Origin of the sequence: Pseudomonas sp. B21-047, assembly GCF_024748775.1 — a bacterium.
GTDB lineage: Bacteria > Pseudomonadota > Gammaproteobacteria > Pseudomonadales > Pseudomonadaceae > Aquipseudomonas > Aquipseudomonas capeferrum.
In genome coordinates this window covers 4,868,756-4,889,435 of record NZ_CP087169.1, presented here as the reverse complement: position 1 = coordinate 4,889,435, position 20,680 = coordinate 4,868,756, and the positions used below count along the sequence as shown (strand labels likewise).

Annotated in this window: 21 protein-coding genes and 1 other RNA gene; 13 read left to right on the top strand and 9 right to left on the bottom strand. The window is 59.9% G+C overall.

What is annotated here, in order from left to right; all coding sequences use genetic code 11:
- Positions 1 to 1,784: 1,784 nt before the first annotated feature.
- Positions 1,785 to 2,264, bottom strand: a complete 480-nt coding sequence (locus tag LOY26_RS22110) for an Lrp/AsnC family transcriptional regulator (RefSeq protein ID WP_027595326.1) — start codon at positions 2,262 to 2,264, stop codon at positions 1,785 to 1,787.
- A 127-nt stretch (positions 2,265 to 2,391) separates the two neighbouring features.
- Here LOY26_RS22110 and LOY26_RS22105 point away from each other — a divergent pair, with 127 nt between their 5' ends.
- Positions 2,392 to 3,597: a methionine gamma-lyase gene (locus tag LOY26_RS22105; RefSeq protein WP_033702855.1), complete on the top strand. Its 1,206-nt coding sequence runs from the start codon at positions 2,392 to 2,394 to the stop codon at positions 3,595 to 3,597.
- A gap of 288 nt (positions 3,598 to 3,885) precedes the next feature.
- Here the strand turns inward: LOY26_RS22105 and LOY26_RS22100 are convergent, their stop codons facing one another.
- Positions 3,886 to 4,323: a YhcB family protein gene (locus LOY26_RS22100; RefSeq protein WP_027593992.1), complete on the bottom strand. Its 438-nt coding sequence runs from the start codon at positions 4,321 to 4,323 to the stop codon at positions 3,886 to 3,888.
- Positions 4,324 to 4,458: 135 nt separating this feature from the next.
- Between LOY26_RS22100 and LOY26_RS22095 the strand changes: the two genes are divergently transcribed.
- The 3 genes from LOY26_RS22095 (at position 4,459) to zapE (ending at position 7,688) form a co-directional block, all read left to right on the top strand.
- Positions 4,459 to 5,094, top strand: a complete 636-nt coding sequence (locus tag LOY26_RS22095) for an alpha/beta hydrolase (protein WP_186661741.1) — start codon at positions 4,459 to 4,461, stop codon at positions 5,092 to 5,094.
- Between the two features lie 25 nt (positions 5,095 to 5,119).
- Positions 5,120 to 6,469: a tryptophan--tRNA ligase gene (locus LOY26_RS22090; protein WP_033702853.1), complete on the top strand. Its 1,350-nt coding sequence runs from the start codon at positions 5,120 to 5,122 to the stop codon at positions 6,467 to 6,469.
- Positions 6,470 to 6,593: 124 nt separating this feature from the next.
- Positions 6,594 to 7,688, top strand: coding sequence for a cell division protein ZapE (zapE, locus tag LOY26_RS22085; RefSeq protein WP_033702852.1), 1,095 nt, complete (start codon positions 6,594 to 6,596; stop codon positions 7,686 to 7,688).
- A 113-nt stretch (positions 7,689 to 7,801) separates the two neighbouring features.
- Here zapE and LOY26_RS22080 read toward each other — a convergent pair whose 3' ends face one another.
- Positions 7,802 to 8,722: a GlxA family transcriptional regulator gene (locus LOY26_RS22080; protein WP_077068765.1), complete on the bottom strand. Its 921-nt coding sequence runs from the start codon at positions 8,720 to 8,722 to the stop codon at positions 7,802 to 7,804.
- Between the two features lie 235 nt (positions 8,723 to 8,957).
- Positions 8,958 to 9,998 carry an NADP(H)-dependent aldo-keto reductase gene (locus LOY26_RS22075; RefSeq protein ID WP_186661751.1) on the bottom strand — a complete coding sequence of 347 codons (1,041 nt, stop codon included), beginning with the start codon at positions 9,996 to 9,998 and terminating at the stop codon, positions 8,958 to 8,960.
- 257 nt (positions 9,999 to 10,255) lie between these two features.
- Here LOY26_RS22075 and rplM point away from each other — a divergent pair, with 257 nt between their 5' ends.
- The 7 genes from rplM to LOY26_RS22040 all read left to right on the top strand — a co-directional run bounded on the left by rplM (position 10,256) and on the right by LOY26_RS22040 (position 15,120).
- A complete protein-coding gene (gene rplM / locus LOY26_RS22070) occupies positions 10,256 to 10,684 on the top strand; it encodes a 50S ribosomal protein L13 (protein ID WP_008097538.1) in 429 nt (142 codons plus the stop codon).
- 14 nt (positions 10,685 to 10,698) lie between these two features.
- On the top strand, positions 10,699 to 11,091 hold the full coding sequence (rpsI, locus tag LOY26_RS22065) for a 30S ribosomal protein S9 (RefSeq protein WP_033702850.1): 393 nt from the start codon (positions 10,699 to 10,701) through the stop codon (positions 11,089 to 11,091).
- A 262-nt stretch (positions 11,092 to 11,353) separates the two neighbouring features.
- Positions 11,354 to 11,947: a ubiquinol-cytochrome c reductase iron-sulfur subunit gene (petA, locus tag LOY26_RS22060; RefSeq protein WP_027593998.1), complete on the top strand. Its 594-nt coding sequence runs from the start codon at positions 11,354 to 11,356 to the stop codon at positions 11,945 to 11,947.
- Complete coding sequence (locus tag LOY26_RS22055; RefSeq protein WP_033702849.1) at positions 11,947 to 13,158, top strand: cytochrome bc complex cytochrome b subunit; 1,212 nt, start codon at positions 11,947 to 11,949, stop codon at positions 13,156 to 13,158. The genes petA and LOY26_RS22055 overlap by 1 nt, the downstream gene beginning before the upstream one ends.
- Positions 13,158 to 13,937, top strand: a complete 780-nt coding sequence (locus LOY26_RS22050) for a cytochrome c1 (RefSeq protein WP_186663369.1) — start codon at positions 13,158 to 13,160, stop codon at positions 13,935 to 13,937. Before LOY26_RS22055 ends, LOY26_RS22050 begins: the two co-directional genes overlap by 1 nt.
- Positions 13,938 to 14,054: 117 nt before the next feature.
- The gene (locus LOY26_RS22045; protein ID WP_047582668.1) at positions 14,055 to 14,678 is read left to right on the top strand and encodes a glutathione S-transferase N-terminal domain-containing protein; all 624 of its coding nucleotides are present in this window, start codon (positions 14,055 to 14,057) and stop codon (positions 14,676 to 14,678) included.
- Between the two features lie 10 nt (positions 14,679 to 14,688).
- Positions 14,689 to 15,120 (top strand): ClpXP protease specificity-enhancing factor, encoded by a 432-nt coding sequence (locus LOY26_RS22040; RefSeq protein WP_033702846.1) that lies wholly within the window; start codon positions 14,689 to 14,691, stop codon positions 15,118 to 15,120.
- Between the two features lie 51 nt (positions 15,121 to 15,171).
- On the opposite strand, the gene LOY26_RS22035 is transcribed toward LOY26_RS22040, so the two are convergent.
- From LOY26_RS22035 to LOY26_RS22015, 5 genes are all read right to left on the bottom strand, one after another.
- Complete coding sequence (locus LOY26_RS22035; protein ID WP_047582670.1) at positions 15,172 to 15,390, bottom strand: YgdI/YgdR family lipoprotein; 219 nt, start codon at positions 15,388 to 15,390, stop codon at positions 15,172 to 15,174.
- Between the two features lie 101 nt (positions 15,391 to 15,491).
- Positions 15,492 to 16,070: a BON domain-containing protein gene (locus tag LOY26_RS22030; RefSeq protein ID WP_186659710.1), complete on the bottom strand. Its 579-nt coding sequence runs from the start codon at positions 16,068 to 16,070 to the stop codon at positions 15,492 to 15,494.
- Positions 16,067 to 16,660, bottom strand: a complete 594-nt coding sequence (locus LOY26_RS22025) for a phosphoheptose isomerase (RefSeq protein ID WP_012274070.1) — start codon at positions 16,658 to 16,660, stop codon at positions 16,067 to 16,069. Before LOY26_RS22025 ends, LOY26_RS22030 begins: the two co-directional genes overlap by 4 nt.
- Before the next feature lie 86 nt (positions 16,661 to 16,746).
- Positions 16,747 to 17,118: a YraN family protein gene (locus tag LOY26_RS22020; RefSeq protein ID WP_033702843.1), complete on the bottom strand. Its 372-nt coding sequence runs from the start codon at positions 17,116 to 17,118 to the stop codon at positions 16,747 to 16,749.
- On the bottom strand, positions 17,118 to 18,935 hold the full coding sequence (locus LOY26_RS22015) for a penicillin-binding protein activator (RefSeq protein WP_186659708.1): 1,818 nt from the start codon (positions 18,933 to 18,935) through the stop codon (positions 17,118 to 17,120). The genes LOY26_RS22020 and LOY26_RS22015 overlap by 1 nt, the downstream gene beginning before the upstream one ends.
- Before the next feature lie 187 nt (positions 18,936 to 19,122).
- Here LOY26_RS22015 and rsmI point away from each other — a divergent pair, with 187 nt between their 5' ends.
- Entirely contained in the window at positions 19,123 to 19,998 is an 876-nt protein-coding gene (rsmI, locus tag LOY26_RS22010) for a 16S rRNA (cytidine(1402)-2'-O)-methyltransferase (protein WP_186663371.1), read from the top strand.
- Between the two features lie 67 nt (positions 19,999 to 20,065).
- Positions 20,066 to 20,439: RNase P RNA component class A (gene rnpB, locus LOY26_RS22005), an RNA gene on the top strand.
- Positions 20,440 to 20,680 lie beyond the last annotated feature (241 nt).

The following is a 20,680-nucleotide window of genomic DNA, read 5'->3' as shown; positions in this document are numbered from 1 at the left end:
TGTGTTCAAGACGAGATTGCACCCCTGCATGGAGCCGGTGACGATATAGACCGCTGACTGATAAAGCAGCCCATCAACCCCGCTTTGGTACATGCATGCCTGGCTGTTTTTTCGGTTTTTATCCTAGCGCAACTTTTTCCATTGGGGATCTGCGAGTGTTTTAGCCGCTTTTCTGTTGAGCTGTAGGAGATTTCTGTAATCGTAAATGTTGGGGGTCATTTATACGCTTCATATGCCGTTTGGGGGGCAAGAGGATGAAGGCCAAAGTTAATCTGGCTGAATGCTTGTTGGTCGGCGACATAGGCAGTGCGTGGCCACCTGCTGAGCTTCGTCTATAATGGGTTATAAGAAGTAACATCCCGCAGGAGTGGGGTGTTATATTCACGCTGCTTTAAATCCTGGTTTATCGTTGGCTGCGCGCCACTCTTTTATGGTGCGTGCTCCAAGTCATCATCCTGACTGTTTTTCTTTTTTATGTTATTCATCCATCGAAAGTGCTCTTGGTAATCCATCTGGCGCTCGCAACCCTGCTTGTACGGGTCCATATCGCATTTGAAATGGATGTCTTGTTTGTCAGGGAATAATATAGGCATCTCGTGGGTGCATCCGTTAAGAACAATTAGAATCATGATGGCTAGCTTTTTCATGGCGTATATTTGCGTGCGCGAAAGTTGTTATTTTGGTGAGGGAATTAAGTGTTTCAGTAGGGGCTGGTCTTTTTGGGTCCTCGTGGATGTCTTTCTGAGCTTGAATTATGGCTGGTTTTTCAAGATTAATCTGGGCTAATAGGTGAAGGGGATTTCGCTTTAGTTTGTAGGGATTTTTTCCAGCTTTAGTGGGGGAGCAGTTCTACGTGTTATTGTGCTCGTTATATAGCCATCATGGTCGTGGATCGCTTAATAAGCGGGCCATGTGTGTCAATAGACCTGAGGTGTGTAATGGGAAGAGGTAAGTATCGAAAAATAAGCTATCAGCCGTTCCTTGGTTCGGGTGGGGTATTGCTCCCTCCTAATCAAGCCATGCAGGCGGGACAGTTTATAAAGTCAGAGAACGGACGGTTTATTCTTCGTCTCAGAAGTGACGGAAATCTGGTCTTGGAAGATGGGGGGACCGTAATCTGGATCGCAGACGAGAGTCAGCCGTATAGCTCCACATTCCGGCAGCGAGCGCGCGAGCCACTCCAGTTCGTTGTCAGTAATTCCGGTTTTTTATATGATCCTGTCCGAGAGCGGATATGGTCCGCTCAGTCCACAGAGACACTGGATAAATCCTACTGGGAAAATAACTATCTCGCGTTGACTGATACGGGAAATATTTTGATTTTTGATGGCCGCAATGGGGAGGTGAGATGGGCGCGCCATGGGTATGTACCGGGACGGCTGCCTCGAAGGGTCAAAATATACCCAGAGGTTTATCCTCCCATCCCTTCACCTCTCATCAAGATTCCACATGACTATCCATGATATATAGTCGCGCTTCGAGGGATTTAGGCCTCCAAGCTCAATAAGCTTGGAGGTATAATTTTGTGGTGCTGAGAACGATGTGGCCGTTTTTATCTTAGGGTATAGAGTGTGTCTGCAAATCGACCGCAGCGGTTGGAGGTGAGGTAAATAAGCTCGATTTTTTAATGGGGTGATACGGAAGTTCACTGGCTAAGATGCTTGTTGTTCGGTAAAGCAGGCGCTACCTAAAAACCGAAGGCAGGGACTTTGTCGCCTTCGCCCGATCTTCTTACGAGCAATACGCAATCCTTGTTATTTGGATGAGCAACGGGCTAGTCCAACTTATATGTGTTTTTCTGAGACTGGAATTACCCGCCTTTCCTTCACCGCTTTATAAGAAAAACTCGAATAAATCTCCTTCACCCCCGGCAACCGCTGCAGCACTTCCCGGGTAAATTCCCCAAACGACTCAAGGTCCCGCGCCAGTATTTCCAGCAGGAAGTCATACCGTCCCGAAATGTTATGGCACGCCACAATCTCCGGTATCTCCATCAACCGTTTTTCAAACGCCAGCGCCATGTCCTTGGTATGCGAATCCATCATGATGCTGACAAAGGCGGTCACCCCAAACCCCAGCGACTTGGGGGAAAGAATGGCCTGATACCCGGTGATGTAACCGTTATCTTCCAGCAGCTTGACCCGCCGCCAACAGGGCGAGGTGGTCAGCGCCACCTGGTCGGCAAGTTCGGAAACGGTTAGGCGGGCGTTGTCCTGCAGGGCGGCAAGCAGGGCGCGGTCGGTGCGGTCGAGGCTCGAAGGCATGTTTTGCCCTCCTGATCGGATAATTGTTGTTTTTGTTCCAAAAAGTGCGCGTTTGCGTGGGCTATTTTGGAAAAATTCAGGCAGCTCGGTGGCATAAGCTTATAACAAACCACAAGAGGCTGTTGCCATGCGCGACTCCCATAACAACACCGGTTTTTCCACGCGGGCCATCCACCATGGCTATGACCCGCAGTCACACGGTGGCGCATTGGTGCCGCCGGTGTACCAGACCGCCACCTATGCCTTCCCCACCGTCGAATACGGCGCTGCCTGCTTTGCCGGGGAAGAGGCGGGGCACTTCTACAGCCGCATCTCCAACCCGACGCTGGCTTTGCTGGAACAGCGCATGGCATCACTGGAGGGGGGCGAGGCGGGGCTGGCGTTGGCGTCGGGCATGGGGGCCATCACTTCGACGATATGGACCCTGCTACGGCCGGGCGATGAGCTGATCGTCGGGCGTACGCTGTATGGCTGTACGTTCGCCTTCCTGCACCATGGCATCGGCGAGTTCGGGGTGAAGATCCATCACGTCGACCTCAACGATATCAAGGCACTCAAGGCGGCAATTACCAGCAAAACACGGATGATCTACTTCGAAACCCCGGCCAACCCCAACATGCAACTGGTCGATATCGCAGCGGTGGCCGATGCTGCGCGCGGGCATGACTTGCATATCGTGGTCGACAACACTTACTGCACCCCTTATTTGCAGCGGCCGCTGGAAATGGGCGCCGACCTGGTGGTGCATTCGGCGACCAAGTACCTCAGCGGCCATGGGGATATCACGGCCGGCCTGGTGGTCGGGCGCAAGGCACTGATCGACCGGATACGCCTGGAAGGGCTGAAAGACATGACCGGTGCAGTGCTGTCGCCGCACGATGCGTCGCTGTTGATGCGCGGGATCAAGACCCTGGCCCTGCGCATGGACCGCCATTGCGCCAACGCCCAGCAAGTGGCGGAGTTTATCGCGAGCCAGCCGCAGGTCGAGCTTATTCACTACCCAGGGCTGCCATCGTTTGCCCAGCACGCGCTGGCCCAGCGCCAGATGCGCCTGCCGGGCGGCATGATTGCGTTCGAGCTCAAGGGCGGGATCGAAGCGGGGCGGCGGTTCATGAATGCCTTGCAGCTGTTCGCGCGGGCGGTGAGCCTGGGCGATGCCGAGTCGTTGGCACAGCACCCGGCGAGCATGACCCATTCCAGCTATACGCCGAAGGAGCGTGCGCACCATGGCATTTCGGAAGGGTTGGTGCGGTTGTCGGTAGGGTTGGAGGATATAGAAGACCTGATCGCTGATGTCGAGCAGGCGCTTCGTGTCTGTACCCAGGCGGCATGAGGGCGGCGGAAGCTGTGCCCTGTGCCTTGGTCTTCAGCTCAAGAGCATCCTCACTGCGTTGGTCATCTGGCCAGCGCATCTTTGAAGGAGTATCTCCATGAAGACAACAGTGAACTACAGGCTGGACATTCGCCGTGGCGGTGGTGACGACGATGAGGACGGTCAGCCGTGGCGCAAGCCTTGAGCTGAAATGAAAAAACCTGCCTCGGCAGGGTTTTTCGTCGTTGTCAGTCAAAGATTGGACGCAAGAAAAAGGCCTCTCGCGAGGCCTTGTTTCATTTCAGCGCATCAACGCTTGAGCCCGTAGCTCTCATCGAGCATGCCCGGCGAGTTCGGCGTTTTTGGCGCGTAGTCGCGTGGCACTTCGGCCGTGTCCTTCGGCGGGGTAAGCCGGTCACGAGGGCCCTGGGCCGCTTCGGAGTGCAGGGCGGCCAGCAGGCGTTGGCGGGTCACGTCGTCGAGGGCCAGGGTGTTGGCGCCATCGGCCAGGTGATCCTGGACATCCTGGTAGCTTTGGGTCAGTTTCTTGACCAGTACGGCGGTGCTGTTGAAGTGGGTGACCACTTCGTTCTGGTAGCTGTCGAAACGCTGCTGGATATCGTCCAGCTGACGTTGCGTGCTGCTAGGCGCGGCATTGGGCAGCAGGCGGGCCACGACGAAACCAACCACCACGCCGATGACCAGGGCCAGGGTCGGCAACAACCAAACAAGGAGCGAGAGTTCCACGAGTCCTTCCTCTATAAACGGCTTTGCTTTACGTTAACGGCTCAGACCTGCGCTGTATACCGCGAGCGATCGCAAATCAGAACAGAATTCCTCACCTAGACGAATCGACCCTTCCCGAGGTCACGGAGTAGTGCCTTGCTTGTCCGCGAAACCCCTTTGTTCATCGACGGCCCTTGCGGCCAGTTGGAAGCCTTGTACCTGGATGTGGCCGACGCCCGCGGCGCGGTGCTGATCTGCCACCCCAACCCGGTCCAGGGCGGCACCATGCTCAACAAGGTGGTTTCGACCCTGCAACGCACGGCGCGTGACGCCGGTTACGTGACCCTGCGCTTCAACTACCGTGGCGTGGGTCAGAGTGCCGGCAGCCACGACATGGGCGCTGGCGAGGTGGCCGACGCCGAGGCCGCCGCGGCTTGGCTGCAGGCCAAGCACCCAGGGCTGCCCGTGGTGCTGATGGGCTTCTCGTTCGGTGGCTTTGTCGCCACCAGCCTGGCAGGGCGCCTGGAAAGCGCAGGCGTTGTGCTGCAGCATTTGTTCATGATCGCCCCGGCGGTGATGCGCCTGACGAGTGAATTCCCGCTGCCGCAGCGCTGCCCGATCACGCTGGTACAGCCTGACAGCGACGAAGTCGTCGATCCGCAGTTGGTTTACGAATGGTCTGACGCCCTGTCGCGCCCCCACGAGCTGCTGAAAGTGGCAGAATGCGGGCACTTCTTCCATGGCAAGCTGACCGATCTGAAGGATCTGCTGCTGCCGCGCCTTTCGAATTGAGCCAAGCCTGAATAAGCGAACACCCATGACCACGCGCATCCTTACCGGTATCACCACCACCGGCACCCCGCATCTGGGCAATTACGCCGGCGCCATCCGCCCGGCGATCCGCGCCAGCCAGCAACCCGGTGCCGATTCGTTCTACTTCCTGGCCGACTACCACGCCCTCATCAAGTGCGACGACCCGCAGCGCATCCAGCGCTCGCGCCTGGAAATCGCCGCGACCTGGCTGGCCGGTGGCCTCGATCCGGACAAGGTGACCTTCTACCGCCAGTCCGATATCCCCGAAATCCCTGAGTTGACCTGGCTGCTGACCTGCGTCGCGGCCAAGGGCCTGCTCAACCGGGCGCATGCCTACAAGGCCTCGGTGGACAAGAATCTGGAAACCGGCGAAGACCCGGATGCCGGCGTGACCATGGGCCTGTACAGCTACCCGGTGCTGATGGCCGCCGACATCCTGATGTTCAACGCCCACAAGGTGCCGGTTGGCCGTGACCAGATACAGCACGTGGAAATGGCGCGTGACATCGGCCAGCGCTTCAACCACCTGTTCGGCCAGGGCAAAGACTTCTTCGCCCTGCCTGAGGCGGTGATCGAGGAGAGCGTGGCGACCCTGCCGGGCCTGGATGGTCGCAAGATGTCCAAGAGCTACGACAACACCATCCCGTTGTTCACCAGCGCCAAGGACATGAAAGACGCCATCTCGCGCATCGTCACCGACTCGCGTGCACCTGGCGAAGCGAAAGACCCGGACAACGCCCACCTGTTCACCTTGTTCCAGGCGTTCTCGACGCCGGCACAATGCGCCGAGTTCCGCGAAGCGCTGCTGCAGGGCCTGGGTTGGGGTGAAGCCAAGCAGCGCCTGTTCCAGCTGCTGGACGGGCAACTGGCCGAGAAGCGTGATCACTACCACCAACTGATTTCGCGCCCCTCGGACCTGGAAGACATCCTCCTGGCCGGCGCCGCCAAGGCCCGCAAGACCGCCACGCCGTTCCTCGAGCAACTGCGCGAGGCCGTTGGCCTGCGCTCGTTCCGCAGCAGCGTGCAGGCCGGCACCGAAGTCAAGAAAAAGGCAGCCAAGAGCGCGCGTTTCGTCAGCTTCCGCGATGAGGACGGCAGCTTCCGTTTCCGCCTGCTGGCCGCCGATGGCGAGCAACTGCTGCTGTCGCGCAGCTTCGCCGACGGCAAGAGTGCGGGCGCTGTGAGCAAGCAATTGCAGCAAGGCGGCGAGGCCGATGTGCGTGTCGAAGGCCTGGGCTTCAGCCTGTGGCTGAACGGCGAGCAGGTTGCCGACGGGCCGCAGTTCGCAAGCGCCGAAGCCCGTGATGCTGCCGTTCAAAGCCTGCACGAGGCGCTGGCGCCGCAGCAGGACTGAAGCATTCGACTGAAGGAGCGGTTGAGCGTGCGGCCTGAGAGACAATGGCTGTATGTATGATTGCCATCAAGCGGGTCTGTCGCTACAGTGACGGCCCGTTTTTTGTTGCCTCGCTAACGAAATCATGACGCCCCTAGAACGATATCAAGCAGATCTGAAACGTCCCGACTTCTTCCATGATGCGGCGCAGGAGACTGCGGTGCGTCACCTGCAGCGCCTCTACGACGACCTGGTCCAGGCGCAGAACAACAAGCCGGGCATGTTCGGCAAGTTGTTCGGCAAGAAGGAGCAGACGCCGGTCAAGGGCCTGTACTTCTGGGGCGGCGTGGGCCGTGGCAAGACCTACCTGGTCGACACCTTCTACGAGGCGCTGCCGTTCAAGCAGAAGATGCGCACGCACTTCCACCGCTTCATGAAGCGTGTGCACGAGGAGATGAAAACCCTCAAGGGCGAGAAGAACCCGCTGACCCTCATTGCCAAGCGCTTCAGCGACGAAGCCAGGGTGATCTGCTTCGACGAATTCTTCGTCTCCGACATTACCGATGCGATGATCCTCGGCACTCTGATGGAAGAGCTGTTCAAGAACGGCGTGTCCTTGGTGGCGACCTCCAACATCGTGCCGGACGGCCTGTACAAGGACGGCCTGCAGCGTGCGCGCTTCCTGCCGGCCATCGCCATGATCAAGCAGTACACCGACGTGGTGAACGTCGACAGCGGCGTCGACTACCGCCTGCGTCACCTGGAGCAGGCCGAACTGTTCCACTTCCCGCTCGATGACGCCGCGCACCAGAGCATGCGTGCAAGCTTCAAGGCGTTGACGCCGGAGTGCACCCAGGCCGTCGAGAACGACGTGCTGATGATCGAGAACCGCCCGATCAATGCCCTGCGCACCTGCGACGACGTCGCCTGGTTCGACTTCCGTGCCCTGTGCGACGGGCCGCGCAGCCAGAACGACTACATCGAGCTGGGCAAGATCTTCCATGCCGTTCTGCTGAGCAATGTCGAGCAGATGGGCGTTGCCACCGATGACATCGCCCGTCGGTTCATCAACATGGTCGACGAATTCTACGACCGTAACGTCAAGCTGATCATCTCGGCCGAGGTGGAGCTGAAGGACCTGTACACCGGTGGCCGGCTGAGCTTCGAGTTCCAGCGTACCTTGAGCCGGTTGCTGGAAATGCAGTCACACGAGTTCCTGTCGCGCGCGCATAAGCCCTAAAGGCAGCGGCAAGCTTCGAGGTTCAAGCGGCAAGAAAAAGCCAGGGCAAACCGCATGTTGCTCTGGCTTTTTCTTGCCGCTTGAAGCTTGTAGCTTGCCGCTCAGGAAGCCTTTCAGGCTTCCTGCATGAACTGCTGCCGGTACTGGTTCGGCGACAGTTCGGTATGCTGGCGGAACAAGCGGGCAAAGAAGCTGGCATCGTCGTAGCCGACCTCGTAGCTGATGGTCTTGATGCTCTTGCGCGTGCTCGACAACAACCCCTTGGCCGTCTCGATCCGTAACCGTTGCAGGTAGTGCAGCGGCTTGTCGCCCGTCGCACCCTGGAAGCGGCGCATGAAGTTGCGAATGCTCATGCCATGGTTGCGGGCAACGTCTTCGAAGCGGAACTTGTCGGCGAAGTGCTCTTCCAGCCAATGCTGGATCTGCAGGATGATCAGGTCCTGGTGCAGCTTCTGCCCACCAAAGCCCATGCGCCCCGGGGTGTAGTTGCGCTGCACTTCGTAGAGGATATCGCGGGCCACGGCACGGGCCACGTTGGCCCCGCAGAAGCGCTCGATCAGATAGATATACAGGTCGCAGGCCGAGGTGGCACCGCCGGCGCAGTAGATGTTGTCGGCATCCGTCAGGTGCTTGTCCTGGTTAAGCCGTATGTTCGGAAAGCGCTCGGCGAAGTTGGCGAAAAAGCGCCAGTAGGTTGTCGCTTCCTTGCCATCGAGCAGGCCGGACTCGGCCAACCAGAACACACCGCTGGCTTCGGCGCACAGCACGGCGCCGCGGGCATGTTGTTCGCGCAACCACGGCAGTACCTGTGGATAACGCTGCATGAGGTTGTCGAAATCGTCCCAGAACGCCGGGAGGATGATGATATCGGCATCGTTCAGGCCGCCGTCGACCGGCAGTTGGACATTGCTGAAGCTGTCCACGGGCTGGCCGTCCGGGCTCACCAGGCCAATTTCGAACATGGGCTGCAAGCCCAGGCCCAGCTGCTTGCTGTAACGCAGGCTGGCGAGGTGGAAGAAGTCCTTGGCTTGCATCAAGGTCGAAGCGAACACCTTGTCAATGGCCAGGATGCTGACGCGCCGCAGTGAAGCGGTGGGTTGGGTAAACATCATTTGTCATTGTTCTTATAGGGTAGAGTGGTCAATCACCGGCTGAATCGTCTTATGTTTTTTGTCCAGCTGCAAGCTTCAAGCGACAAGCTCCAAGAAAAACAGGCCAGTACACACCCACTCTGTCTTGCAGCTTGAAGCTCGCTGCTTGTCGCTTTGATCAAGGCGCCGGGTTGGGCTGGTCCTGATGAATCGCTTCGATCGCCGCCAGCAGTTCATCGCCCAGGTTCAGTTCCAGGCTCTTGAGGTTGCTCTGCAACTGCGCCAGGTCGGTCGCGCCGATGATATTGCTGGTCACGAAGGGTTGCCGTGTGACGAAGGCCAAGGCCATCTGCGCCGGGTCCAGGCCATGCGCCTGGGCCAGTTGCACATAGCGGCTGCAGGCCGCCACGGTCTGTGGGTTGGAGTAGCGGGCGAAGCGGCTGAACAGGGTCAGGCGGCCGTTCTCTGGCCTGGCGCCGTTCTCGTACTTGCCCGAGAGCATGCCGAATGCCAGCGGCGAGTAGGCCAGCAGCCCGCACTGCTCGCGGATCGCGATTTCCGCAAGGCCGACCTCGAAGCTGCGGTTGAGCAGGTTGTACGGGTTCTGGATCGACACCGCGCGCGGCCAGCCGCGGGTTTCTGCCAGGTGCAGAAACTTCATGGTGCCCCACGGCGTTTCGTTGGACAGCCCGATGTGGCGGATCTTGCCCGCGCGCACCTGCTCGTCGAGCACTTCGAGGGTTTCTTCCAGTGGGGTGAACAGGTCTGTGCTCAGGTGCTGGTAGCCCAGCTTGCCGAAGAAGTTGGTGCTGCGCTCGGGCCAGTGCAACTGGTACAGGTCGATGCGATCGGTCTGCAGGCGCTTGAGACTCTCGTCCAGTGCCGCAACGATGTGCTGGCGGTTGTGCTTGAGTTGGCCATCGCGGATGTGGCTGATGCCGTTGCCGGGCCCGGCGACCTTACTGGCCAGGATCCAGTCGTCGCGATCGCCATGCTGGCGGAACCAGTTGCCGATGATGCGCTCGGTGGCGGCGTAGGTCTCGGGGCGGGGCGGCACCGGGTACATCTCGGCGGTGTCGATGAAGTTGACCCCGGCGGCCTTGGCCATGGCGATCTGTTCAAAGGCCTGGTCCTGAACGTTCTGCTCACCCCAGGTCATGGTGCCCAGGCACAGGGCGCTGACGTTGAGATCGGTACGACCGAGCTGGCGGTATTCCATCGGGAAGTCTCTCCTTGGCAAAGAAGCCCATAAAAGCAGGTTGAAATTTTTCGCGCAATCTGGATAATTCGGACCCTCTCCGTGTGGAGGGAGTGATGCACCACCACGCAGGAAGAACCCCGTCGAACATGGGCGTGCCCGACCCGAGCCCCCAAAAGCGTCTGTGTTCGGCTGCGCGCTTGCCCTTGGCAAGCTGTGCACTATCCAGTAAGATTCGCCGTCTATTTTTCGCTGGGCGGCCTCTGAGGCTTTAGAGAATGAAAACTTTTACTGCTAAACCGGAAACAGTAAAGCGCGAGTGGTTCGTAGTCGACGCCGCTGGCCAGACCCTGGGTCGTCTGGCTACCGAAATCGCTAGCCGTCTGCGTGGCAAACACAAACCAGAATACACCCCTCACGTTGACACCGGCGACTACATCGTCGTCATCAACGCCGAGCAAATCCGTGTGACTGGCGCCAAGTCTTCCGACAAAATGTACTACTCCCACTCCGGCTTCCCAGGCGGTATCAAGGAAATCAACTTCGAGAAGTTGATCGCCAAGGCCCCTGAGCGTGTTATCGAAACCGCGGTCAAAGGCATGCTGCCGAAGAACCCGCTGGGTCGCGACATGTACCGTAAGCTGAAAGTGTACGCGGGTGCTGCTCACCCACACACTGCTCAGCAGCCTCAAGAACTGAAGATCTAACGGGATAGTTCATTATGTCGGCGACTCAAAATTACGGCACTGGCCGTCGCAAGACCGCAACCGCTCGCGTTTTCCTGCGTCCGGGTACTGGTAACATCTCCATCAACAACCGTTCTCTGGACGTGTTCTTCGGCCGCGAAACCGCTCGCATGGTTGTTCGCCAGCCGCTGGAACTGACCGAGACTGTTGAGAAGTTCGACATCTACGTCACCGTTGCTGGTGGTGGTGTCAGTGGTCAAGCCGGTGCGATCCGTCACGGTATCACCCGCGCTCTGATGCAATACGACGAAACCCTGCGTGCCGCTCTGCGTCGTGCTGGCTACGTCACCCGCGACGCTCGTGAAGTTGAGCGTAAGAAAGTGGGTCTGCGTAAAGCGCGTAAGCGTCCTCAGTACTCCAAGCGTTAATACCGCTTCGGCAGTCGAAAAAGCCCGGTTCCTTTGGAACCGGGCTTTTTTTATGTCTTGAACTAACCTGTCAGCATGTCCGTGACGGCTTACCGCATAGACGCAGATCAAGCAAAGCGAGGGTTGTAGCCCGTAAGCGGGTAATCACCTTGTCAGTGTGTGGATTTGTTTCTTACCATGGCGGCCAATTTTTAGTGCCACAGACATTACCTAAGTACAGGCCTGATTCAACAGGCCAAGCAAGCTGATGGGAGAGGACTGAATGAGTAATGACGGCGTCAACGCAGGCCGGCGCCGCTTCCTCGTAGCCGCGACCTCTGTGGTCGGGGCAGCGGGGGCAGTGGGGGCTGCGGTACCGTTCGTGGGGTCATGGTTTCCCAGTGCCAAGGCGAAAGCCGCAGGTGCACCGGTGAAGGTCAATATTGCCAAGGTCGAGGCCGGGCAGCAGATGGTGGCCGAGTGGCGTGGCCAGCCTGTGTTCATCGTACGGCGAACGGAAGAAATTCTCGGGAACCTCAAGAAAATCACCGCAGACCTGTCCGACCCCGAGTCGAAGGCCTCGGTGCAGCCGACCTACGTCGACCCGCAGGTTCGCTCGATCAAACCGGAAATACTCATTCTCGTCGGCCTGTGTACCCACCTGGGTTGCTCGCCGACGTTCCGTCCGGAAGTGGCGCCCGCCGACCTCGGTCCGAAATGGGTGGGTGGCTATTTCTGCCCTTGCCACGGTTCACACTACGACCTGGCTGGCCGTGTCTACAAGTCGCAGCCGGCGCCTCTCAACCTGCCAGTGCCCCCGCACTCTTATGAGTCGGACGACATCATTGTCATCGGCGTCGATCAGGAGAACGCATGATGAGCAAGTTCATGGACTGGATTGATGCGCGCTTCCCCGCCACCAAGATGTGGGAAGACCACCTGAGCAAGTATTACGCGCCCAAGAACTTCAACTTCCTGTATTTCTTCGGCTCCCTGGCGTTGCTGGTGCTGGTCAATCAGATCGTGACCGGTGTGTGGCTGACCATGAGCTTCACGCCCTCGGCGGAAGAGGCCTTCGCCTCGGTCGAGTACATCATGCGTGACGTCGAATATGGCTGGATCCTGCGCTACCTGCACTCCACCGGTGCTTCGGCGTTCTTCATCGTGGTCTACCTGCACATGTTCCGCGGCCTGCTCTATGGCTCCTATCAGAAGCCGCGTGAGCTGGTCTGGCTGTTCGGCATGCTGATCTACCTGGCGCTGATGGCAGAGGCCTTCATGGGTTATCTGCTGCCGTGGGGGCAGATGTCGTACTGGGGTGCCCAGGTGATCATCTCGCTGTTCGGCGCCATCCCGGTGATCGGCGATGACCTCACCCAGTGGATTCGCGGTGACTACCTGATCTCCGGCATCACCCTGAACCGCTTCTTCGCCCTGCATGTGGTTGCCCTGCCTATCGTCATCCTTGGCCTGGTGGTGCTGCACATCCTGGCCTTGCACGAAGTGGGTTCGAACAACCCCGATGGCGTCGACATCAAGAAGAAAAAGGACGAAAACGGTATTCCGCTGGACGGTATCCCGTTCCACCCGTACTACACCGTCAAGGACATTGTCGGCGTGGTGGTGTTCCTCTTCGTGTTCTGTGCCGTGGTGTTCTTCTTCCCGGAAATGGGCGGTTACTTCCTGGAAAAACCGAACTTCGAGCAGGCGAACGCGTTCAAGACGCCGGAGCACATCGCACCGGTGTGGTACTTCACGCCGTTCTACGCGATCTTGCGTGCGGTGCCTGACAAACTGATGGGCGTAATCGCCATGGGGGCCGCGATCGCCGTGTTGTTCGTGCTGCCTTGGCTCGACCGCAGCCCGGTGCGCTCCATGCGCTACAAGGGCTGGATCAGCAAGCTCTTCCTGCTGGTGTTCTGCGTGTCCTTCGTCATCCTCGGTGTGTTGGGCGTGCTGGCGCCGACGCCTGGCCGCACCTTGCTGTCGCAGGTGTGCACGGTGTTGTACTTCGCCTACTTCCTGCTGATGCCGTTCTACACAAGGCTCGAGAAGACCAAACCGGTTCCGGAAAGGGTGACTGGCTGATGAAAAAGTTGATTGCAGTATTTTTGCTGGCCGTGATGCCTGCCTTTTCCTTCGCCGCAGAACAAGGCCTGGAGCTGGACAAGGTCGACATCGACCTGACCGACAAGGCAGCCATGCAGGATGGCGCGCGTACCTTTGCCAACTATTGCATGGGTTGCCACAGTGCCAAGTTCCAGCGCTACGAGCGGGTGGCCGACGACCTGGGTATCCCGCACGAGCTGATGCTCGAGAATCTGGTCTTCACCGGTGCCAAGATCGGCGACCACATGCAGATCGGCATGCGCCCCAACGACGCCAAGACCTGGTTCGGCGCTGCGCCGCCCGACCTGACCCTGGTTGCCCGGGTGCGTGGCACAGACTGGCTGTACACTTACCTGCGCAGCTTCTATGAGGACCCGTCGCGCCCTTATGGGGTGAACAACAAGGTGTTCCCTAACGTTGGCATGCCCAACGTGCTGGTTGGCCTACAGGGCAACCAGGTGGTTGGCTGCAAGCAGGTACAGAGCGTAGTCGATGGCAAGAAGCAGTTTGACCCGCTGACGGGCAGCCCGCTGACCCATGAAGCGTGTGACCAGCTGACCATCACGCCGAATTCCGGTACCCTGACGACCGAGCAGTTCGACGAGAAGGTCAAGAACCTGGTGACCTTCCTGGCCTATTCGGCCAACCCGGTCAAACTGGAAAGCCAGCGCATCGGTACCTACGTGTTGCTGTACCTGGCTTTCTTCTTCGTATTCGCCTATTTGCTCAAGCGTGAATACTGGAAGGACGTGCACTGATCACGCAGTAATTTCTGGTAGTTGAACGCGCCCGGGGGGCTCTGGCAGGTTTGCCAGGGTGCCCCGGGCGCGTTTTCATTTTGAGTGTTACGAGCATCCCGTACGAGGAGGCGCTACATGGGCGCAACCAACAGGTTAGCCTGCTATTCCGACCCCACTGATCACTATTCTCATCGGGTACGCCTCGTGCTTGCCGAGAAAGGCATCAGTGTGCAGATCATCGACGTCGACCCTGGCCGCCTGCCGCCCAAGCTGGTCGAGGTTAACCCCTATGCGAGCGTGCCGACCCTGGTCGACCGCGACCTGGCGTTGTATGAGTCGACCGTGGTGATGGAGTACCTCGAAGAGCGTTATCCGCATCCGCCCTTGATGCCGGTGTACCCTGTGGCGCGTGGCAACAGCCGCCTGCTCATGCATCGCATCCAGCGTGACTGGTGTGCCCTGGCCGATACGGTGCTCGACGTGCGCAACAGCGATGCTGCCCGCGCCGAAGCGCGCAAGGCGTTGCGTGAGAGTCTGACGGGGGTCTCGCCGCTGTTCGGTGAGTTCGCCTGCTTCATGAGTGATGAGCAAAGCCTGGTCGACTGTTGTCTATTGCCCATACTCTGGCGTTTGCCGGTAATGGGTATCGAATTGCCGCGGCAAGCCAAGCCGCTGCTGGATTACATGGAGCGACAGTTCGCCCGCGAGCCTTTCCTGGCGAGCCTGTCCTCCGTTGAACGTGAAATGCGCAAGCTTTAAGGAGCTGTTGATGAACTCCAGTCGCCCCTATCTGGTTCGAGCACTGTATGAGTGGATCGTCGACAACGATTGCACGCCCCATATGCTGGTCAATGCCGAGTATCCGGCAGTCCAGGTGCCTCAAGGTTTTGCCAGTGATGGTCAGATTGTCCTGAATATCTCGCCCAGTGCCGTGCGCAGCCTGCACATGGATAACGAGGCAGTGAGCTTCGAAGGCCGCTTCGGTGGTGTTGCCCACACGCTGTACGTGCCGATTGGCGCGATCCTCGGTATCTACGCCCGTGAGAACGGCCAGGGCATGGTCTTCGAGCTGGAGCCGTCGCTGATGGAAGGCGAGGAGCTTGAAGACGACGATGTCGAGCCGGATGATGATGGCCCGCCAGAAGGCGGTGGCCAGCCGCCGCGCCCGACGGGGCGGCCAAGCCTGAAAGTGGTCAAGTAACAAAAAAGGCGATCCAACCGGATCGCCTTTTTATTTGCAGCGCGCCTGCGATTACAGGTCGCTGATGGTGCGTACCTGGTCTTTGTTGATGCGGGTGCGTTTGCCGTCGAGTTGCTGGAACTCGTAGAAACCGGAGTCCTTTTCGAACTTCGGAGCGTCGACAGCCTGCATTTCACGGCCGTCGTTGAGGGTGATCAGGCTTGGGGTGGAGCAGCCAGCCAGGGTGGCGAAGGTGCCAAACAGCAGGGCAGGCAGCAAAAGCTTTTTCATGCGGTGTTTCCTGGGTATCTGGAAGGATTGGAGCAACGTTGCTGCCTGTGCCGGCTCTTCGCGGGTCAACCGCGAAGAGGTCGGTTCAGGCAGCCCGTCAATCAGTCGATGTACTCGAACAGTTTGACGATCTTCTGCACGCCCGACACGCCCTGTACCACGCCGGTGGCAGCATTGGCCTCCTGTTGGGTCACCAGGCCGAGCAGGTAGACGATACCGTTCTCGGTAATCACCTTGATGCGCGAGCTTGGCACGGCGTTGTCAGTCAGCATCTGCGTCTTGATCTTGGTGGTCAGCCAGGCGTCGTTGTTGCGCGCCAGGATGGAGGAGGGCTGCATCACCTGCAGTTCGTTGTGCACCTTCTTCACGCGCTGCACCTGGCCAGCCGTTTGCTCGGCCAGGCTCTTGAGCTCGGCGCGAGGGGTCTGGCCGGCAAGCAGGACGATGCCGTTGTAGCTGCTGACAACGATGTGCGAGCCCTTGTCGAGGTCTGGGCTGGCTTTGGAAATATTGACCGCAGCCTTGGTTTCGATCAGCGAGTCATCGATCTTGCTGCCGATGGTGCGCGTGCCGCGATCGTCCTCGATCGGCGAGTTACGGGTCGAGGTCAGCACCGAGCTGCAGCCGGTGACGCTCAGGCACAGGGTCAGGGCCATCAGGCCGAGGCGCATAGGGGTCATTCTTCACTCCCGAACAATTGGCTGTCGATCAGATCGCACAGGCAGTGGATCGCCAGCAGGTGGACTTCCTGGATACGTGCGGTGACCGTCGAAGGCACGCGGATTTCCACGTCCTCGGGCAGCAGCAGCGAAGCCATGCCGCCGCCGTCACGCCCGGTCAATGCTACGACAATCATTTCGCGATCATGTGCGGCCTGGATCGCTTGAATCACGTTGGCCGAGTTGCCGCTGGTGGAAATCGCCAGCAGCACATCGCCGGGCTGGCCCAGGGCGCGGATCTGCTTGGAAAAGACTTCGTTGTAGCTGTAGTCATTGGCGATCGAGGTCAGCGTCGAGCTGTCGGTGGTCAGTGCTATGGCCGGCAGGCTCGGGCGCTCGCGCTCGAAGCGGTTGAGCAGCTCCGACGAGAAGTGCTGGGCATCGCCGGCCGAGCCGCCGTTGCCGCAAGCGAGCATCTTGCCCTCGTTGAGAAGCGCATTGACCATGACCAGGCTGGCCTGCTCGATGTGCGGTGCCAGGATGTCCATTGCCTGTTGCTTGGTATCGATGCTGGCCTGGAACAGCCGGCGAATTCGGGATTGCATGTCCATCTGGTGACCTTAAGTGGGGCGGTGGCCGGCGCGGCGCGCAACAAAGACCAGCCCGCGAAACATAGAGCAAAAAATACGAAGTGGGTTCAGCATTCGAAGGCGTTTTTCAGCCATTGAAGCGGTCTGCCTGCATGGTGGCTGCCCTGCAGGGCGACAACGTCGAAGCGGCAGGGTTGTGCGGCCCAGCGCGGCTCCTTTTGCAGGAAAAGGCTGGCAGCCAGCACCAGCCGTTTCTGCTTGCGCCCGTCGATGCTGCCGAGGGCGCCACCGAAGCTCGCGTGCAACCGGTAGCGGACTTCGACGAATACTACTGTATCGGCGTCGAGCATGACCAGATCAAGCTCACCGCCTTTGCATCGCCAATTGCGCGTCAGCAGCCTGAGGCCTTGCCCTTGAAGGAACTCAAGGGCTTGGTTTTCGGCTGCCTGACCGGCCTGGGAGGGCGATGCGTCTGGCATCAACGGGCGGTGTCTGGCAGGCGCTTGACCTGGCCGCCAGAGAACTCGGCCCAAGGCAGCTGGCGCTCGATACGCTGGTTGGCGTTCATGCTGAGGCTGCCCGAAAGCCCTTGTACGCGGTTGTCCGGCAGGGCTTTCAGTTGGCCCAGGCGCGGTGCCAGGCTGTAGGCATCCACGCCCATGGCGTACAGGCGGCCGAGGCTGCCGGCGGCTTGCGGCCATTGCTGCACCACCTGCTGGCGCAGGCTGTTGCTGGTGTCGAGCAGCCACGGTGTTTCGCAGAAGCGGATGCCGTTCATGTCGTTGTACTGGTTGACGTCACCGCTGGCGCTGTACAGGTTCGAGGTGGCATAGACCGGTACGTCGCCGGCGTACTGGAAGTTCAGGGTCGGCTTGATCTGCTGGGCCTGTTGCGGCGTCGAGGCGAGGAAGATGAAGTCGATGTCCTGACGGCGCGATGGCTGCGCGGCGATGTTGCCGCCCACGGTGCTCTGCAGGCTCTTGGCGCGGCCTTCGCTCTGGCGCAGCTGGAACAGGTCGGCAATCTGCTGGGCCAGGGCGACGGGCTGCGCGATGCGTTCGGCGGCGAGCAGGGTGCCGCCGTTGCTTTCCCAGTCTTTGCGGAAGGCGGCGAGCACACGGTCACCCCACTCGCCGCTCGGTACCAGCGCGACGGCGCGGACCATGCCGTCGGCGCGGGCGCGACGTGAGACTTCGCGGGCTTCATCCTCGGCAGCGAGGCCGAACTGGAAGAGCTGCGGCGGGGCTGTCTGGCCGGCGTCTGCGTAGTTCAGGGCAAGCGTGGTGATTGGCAGTTGCGCATTGGCAGCGAGCTTTTTCACCAGGGGTTTTTCCAGTGGGCCGACTACCAGTTGCACGCCATCGGCCTGGGCCTGGCGGTAGAAGTCGTCAACCGAGGTGATGCGGGAGCTGTCGTATACCTGCACGGCGGGGGCCGGCTGGCCAGACTGCTGAGCCTGGAAGTGGGCGGCCATGAAGCCATCACGCAGTGCGCGTGCGACGCCTGCCAATGGGCCTTCCTGGGGCAGCAGCAGGGCAATCTTGGTCAATGGCTGGCTGGCCAGCTCCTTGAGCTTGGCCAGCGCCACCGGCAGTTGCTGGGCGGCAGGGTGGTCCGGGTGCTGCTGGCGCCAGGTGTCGATGGCGGCTTGCTGTTGCTCCAGGGTGCCGGCGGTTTTCACGGCCAGGGCCAGGCTGGTCCAGCCGGCGAGTACCGGGTCGTTGGCTGGCTGCTGCAGCTGTTCTGACGGCAGCGCGGCGACCAGCGCCCAGATCGAGTCGTTGTTGGCGCTGGCGGCCTGGCCGCTGAGCAGCGGGGCAAGCAGCACGCGCTGCTGGGCTGCGGCCAGGGCCTGGCCGTCGGCTTCGAGGGCGGCGGCGTGGACGCTGTAGGTGCGTACCTGCTGTTCTGCCGGCAGCTCGGCGACACGCTGCAGGCTAGGGTGCGACAGGGCGGTGAGGGCCGCCTTGGGCTGGTTGCGGCTCATGGCCAGCTCGGCGCCAAGGGTGCTGGCGAACACTTGCTGTGCGGGCTTGAGCGTGTCCATCGGGACCTGCTCGAGAATGCGTGCGGCGCGCGGGTAGTCCTTCTGCTTGTACGCCAGGTCTGCGGCGCTCAGGCGCAGCAGGGCGGCATCTTCCGCAGACTTGCTGGAGGCGGCCTTTTCGAGCAGTTGCTCGATGCTGGCGTCCGGGGTGCGTGGCAGCTCGCCCAGGCTGGATGAGGGCGAGCTGGCGCAGGCTGCCAGCAGGGTAGCGAGGCAGAGGGCTGAGAGCAGCCGCAGGCAAGCGATCATGTAAAGGTCCTGTTACTCGATCAAGTTGGCCGGCAATTGTACCCAAGCACTGGCCGGGGCGCGATCTTGCTGATGCTGATCCTTCACTATAGGTCGCTGGCCGATGAACGCCTGCGAAGTTCTTTGCGCCCTGTTACGGGCGGTCGGGCTACAATGGCGCCTTTGATCCGAAAGACAGGTGTGCGCAGTGACTGATGTGGCAGGGGCTTCGAAATCCACCGTGGGTACGCTGTATGTGGTCGCAACGCCCATCGGCAACCTCGACGACATGAGCGCCAGGGCGCTGAAGGTGCTGGCGGATGTCGCCCTGATCGCGGCCGAGGACACGCGCCACTCGATCCGTCTGCTGCAGCATTTCGGTATCGACACGCCGCTGGCGGCGTGCCATGAGCACAACGAGCGCGACGAGGGCGGTCGGTTCCTGACCCGGTTGTTGGCCGGCGACAATGTCGCGCTGGTTTCCGACGCCGGCACACCGTTGATTTCCGACCCTGGCTACCACCTGGTGCGTCAGGCGCGGGCGGCGGGGGTGAGTGTGGTGCCGGTACCGGGTGCATGCGCGCTGATTGCCGCGCTGTCGGCGGCGGGCCTGCCCTCTGACCGTTTCATCTTCGAAGGCTTTTTGCCAGCCAAGATGGCGGGGCGCCGTGCGCGGCTGGAGCAGGTCAAGGAAGAGCCACGCACGCTGATCTTCTACGAGGCCCCTCACCGTATCCTCGAGTGCCTGGAGGACATGGAGGCGGTGTTCGGTGGCGAGCGCCCGGCGCTGCTGGCGCGCGAGCTGACCAAAACCTTCGAGACCCTCAAGGGCTTGCCGTTGGCCGAGCTGCGGGCGTTTGTCGCGGGCGACAGCAATCAGCAGCGCGGGGAATGCGTGGTGCTGGTCGGTGGCTGGAGCGCGCCCGAGGGCGAGCAGGCGATCAGTACCGAAGCGCAGCGGGTGCTGGACTTGCTGTTGGCGGAGTTGCCGCTCAAACGGGCGGCGGCACTTGCGGCGGAAATTACCGGTGTACGCAAGAACCTGTTGTATCAACTTGCCCTGGAAAAACAGAAAGCAGAGTAGTGGCCATTTGATATAGTTTGCGGTATCGCTTGTTCTTGACCGCGTGTACCGTTAATCTTGTCGGCGGAGAGTCGATCGGACAGTCGCTGCCTGTTTTTGTTCCGCAGCTTTTGTTGCGAAACAGCAGGGGGAGGAAAGTCCGGGCTCCATAGGGCAGAGTGCCAGGTAACGCCTGGGAGGCGCGAGCCTACGGAAAGTGCCACAGAAAATAACCGCCTAAGCACTTCGGTGCCGGTAAGGGTGAAAAGGTGCGGTAAGAGCGCACCGCACGGCTGGCAACAGTTCGTGGCTAGGTAAACCCCACTCGGAGCAAGACCAAATAGGGTTCCATTAGGCGTGGCCCGCGTCGGAACCGGGTAGGTTGCTAGAGGCGTCCAGTGATGGCCGTCGTAGAGGAATGACTGTCCTCGACAAAACCCGGCTTACAGATCGACTCTCCACCTCTCCCTCCCTGCTTGAATCGATAGCAGGCGCACTCTGGTAATACCGAAAAAATCTTACTCTTAATAAATCACTTTAACTTCGAACTCCATTCGCTTGCGTGGGTTTGATTTTTCTCGTGTTTTTTTCCTCCCTGAAGTCCTTCCACATTCCTTTATCGCGCTAAATCTCGGTCCTGTAAGGCTTTTCCTTATGAACGTGCCTTGACGGTGCGGCGGGCGGATTCCTATAGTGTGCGCAA

What these genes read in the sequence shown, in the direction of transcription:
- petA (WP_027593998.1), top strand. Translation starts at nt 11,354, where the DNA reads ATGAGTAATGACGGCGTCAACGCAGGCCGGCGCCGCTTCCTCGTAGCC.
- LOY26_RS22110 (WP_027595326.1), bottom strand. Translation starts at nt 2,264, where the DNA reads ATGCCTTCGAGCCTCGACCGCACCGACCGCGCCCTGCTTGCCGCCCTG.
- LOY26_RS22020 (WP_033702843.1), bottom strand. Translation starts at nt 17,118, where the DNA reads ATGCCAGACGCATCGCCCTCCCAGGCCGGTCAGGCAGCCGAAAACCAA.
- LOY26_RS22080 (WP_077068765.1), bottom strand. Translation starts at nt 8,722, where the DNA reads ATGCAAGCCAAGGACTTCTTCCACCTCGCCAGCCTGCGTTACAGCAAG.
- LOY26_RS22105 (WP_033702855.1), top strand. Translation starts at nt 2,392, where the DNA reads ATGCGCGACTCCCATAACAACACCGGTTTTTCCACGCGGGCCATCCAC.
- LOY26_RS22025 (WP_012274070.1), bottom strand. Translation starts at nt 16,660, where the DNA reads ATGGACATGCAATCCCGAATTCGCCGGCTGTTCCAGGCCAGCATCGAT.
- LOY26_RS22030 (WP_186659710.1), bottom strand. Translation starts at nt 16,070, where the DNA reads ATGACCCCTATGCGCCTCGGCCTGATGGCCCTGACCCTGTGCCTGAGC.
- LOY26_RS22055 (WP_033702849.1), top strand. Translation starts at nt 11,947, where the DNA reads ATGAGCAAGTTCATGGACTGGATTGATGCGCGCTTCCCCGCCACCAAG.
- LOY26_RS22075 (WP_186661751.1), bottom strand. Translation starts at nt 9,998, where the DNA reads ATGGAATACCGCCAGCTCGGTCGTACCGATCTCAACGTCAGCGCCCTG.
- LOY26_RS22040 (WP_033702846.1), top strand. Translation starts at nt 14,689, where the DNA reads ATGAACTCCAGTCGCCCCTATCTGGTTCGAGCACTGTATGAGTGGATC.
- LOY26_RS22090 (WP_033702853.1), top strand. Translation starts at nt 5,120, where the DNA reads ATGACCACGCGCATCCTTACCGGTATCACCACCACCGGCACCCCGCAT.
- LOY26_RS22035 (WP_047582670.1), bottom strand. Translation starts at nt 15,390, where the DNA reads ATGAAAAAGCTTTTGCTGCCTGCCCTGCTGTTTGGCACCTTCGCCACC.
- LOY26_RS22015 (WP_186659708.1), bottom strand. Translation starts at nt 18,935, where the DNA reads ATGATCGCTTGCCTGCGGCTGCTCTCAGCCCTCTGCCTCGCTACCCTG.
- LOY26_RS22045 (WP_047582668.1), top strand. Translation starts at nt 14,055, where the DNA reads ATGGGCGCAACCAACAGGTTAGCCTGCTATTCCGACCCCACTGATCAC.
- rpsI (WP_033702850.1), top strand. Translation starts at nt 10,699, where the DNA reads ATGTCGGCGACTCAAAATTACGGCACTGGCCGTCGCAAGACCGCAACC.
- rplM (WP_008097538.1), top strand. Translation starts at nt 10,256, where the DNA reads ATGAAAACTTTTACTGCTAAACCGGAAACAGTAAAGCGCGAGTGGTTC.
- zapE (WP_033702852.1), top strand. Translation starts at nt 6,594, where the DNA reads ATGACGCCCCTAGAACGATATCAAGCAGATCTGAAACGTCCCGACTTC.
- LOY26_RS22050 (WP_186663369.1), top strand. Translation starts at nt 13,158, where the DNA reads ATGAAAAAGTTGATTGCAGTATTTTTGCTGGCCGTGATGCCTGCCTTT.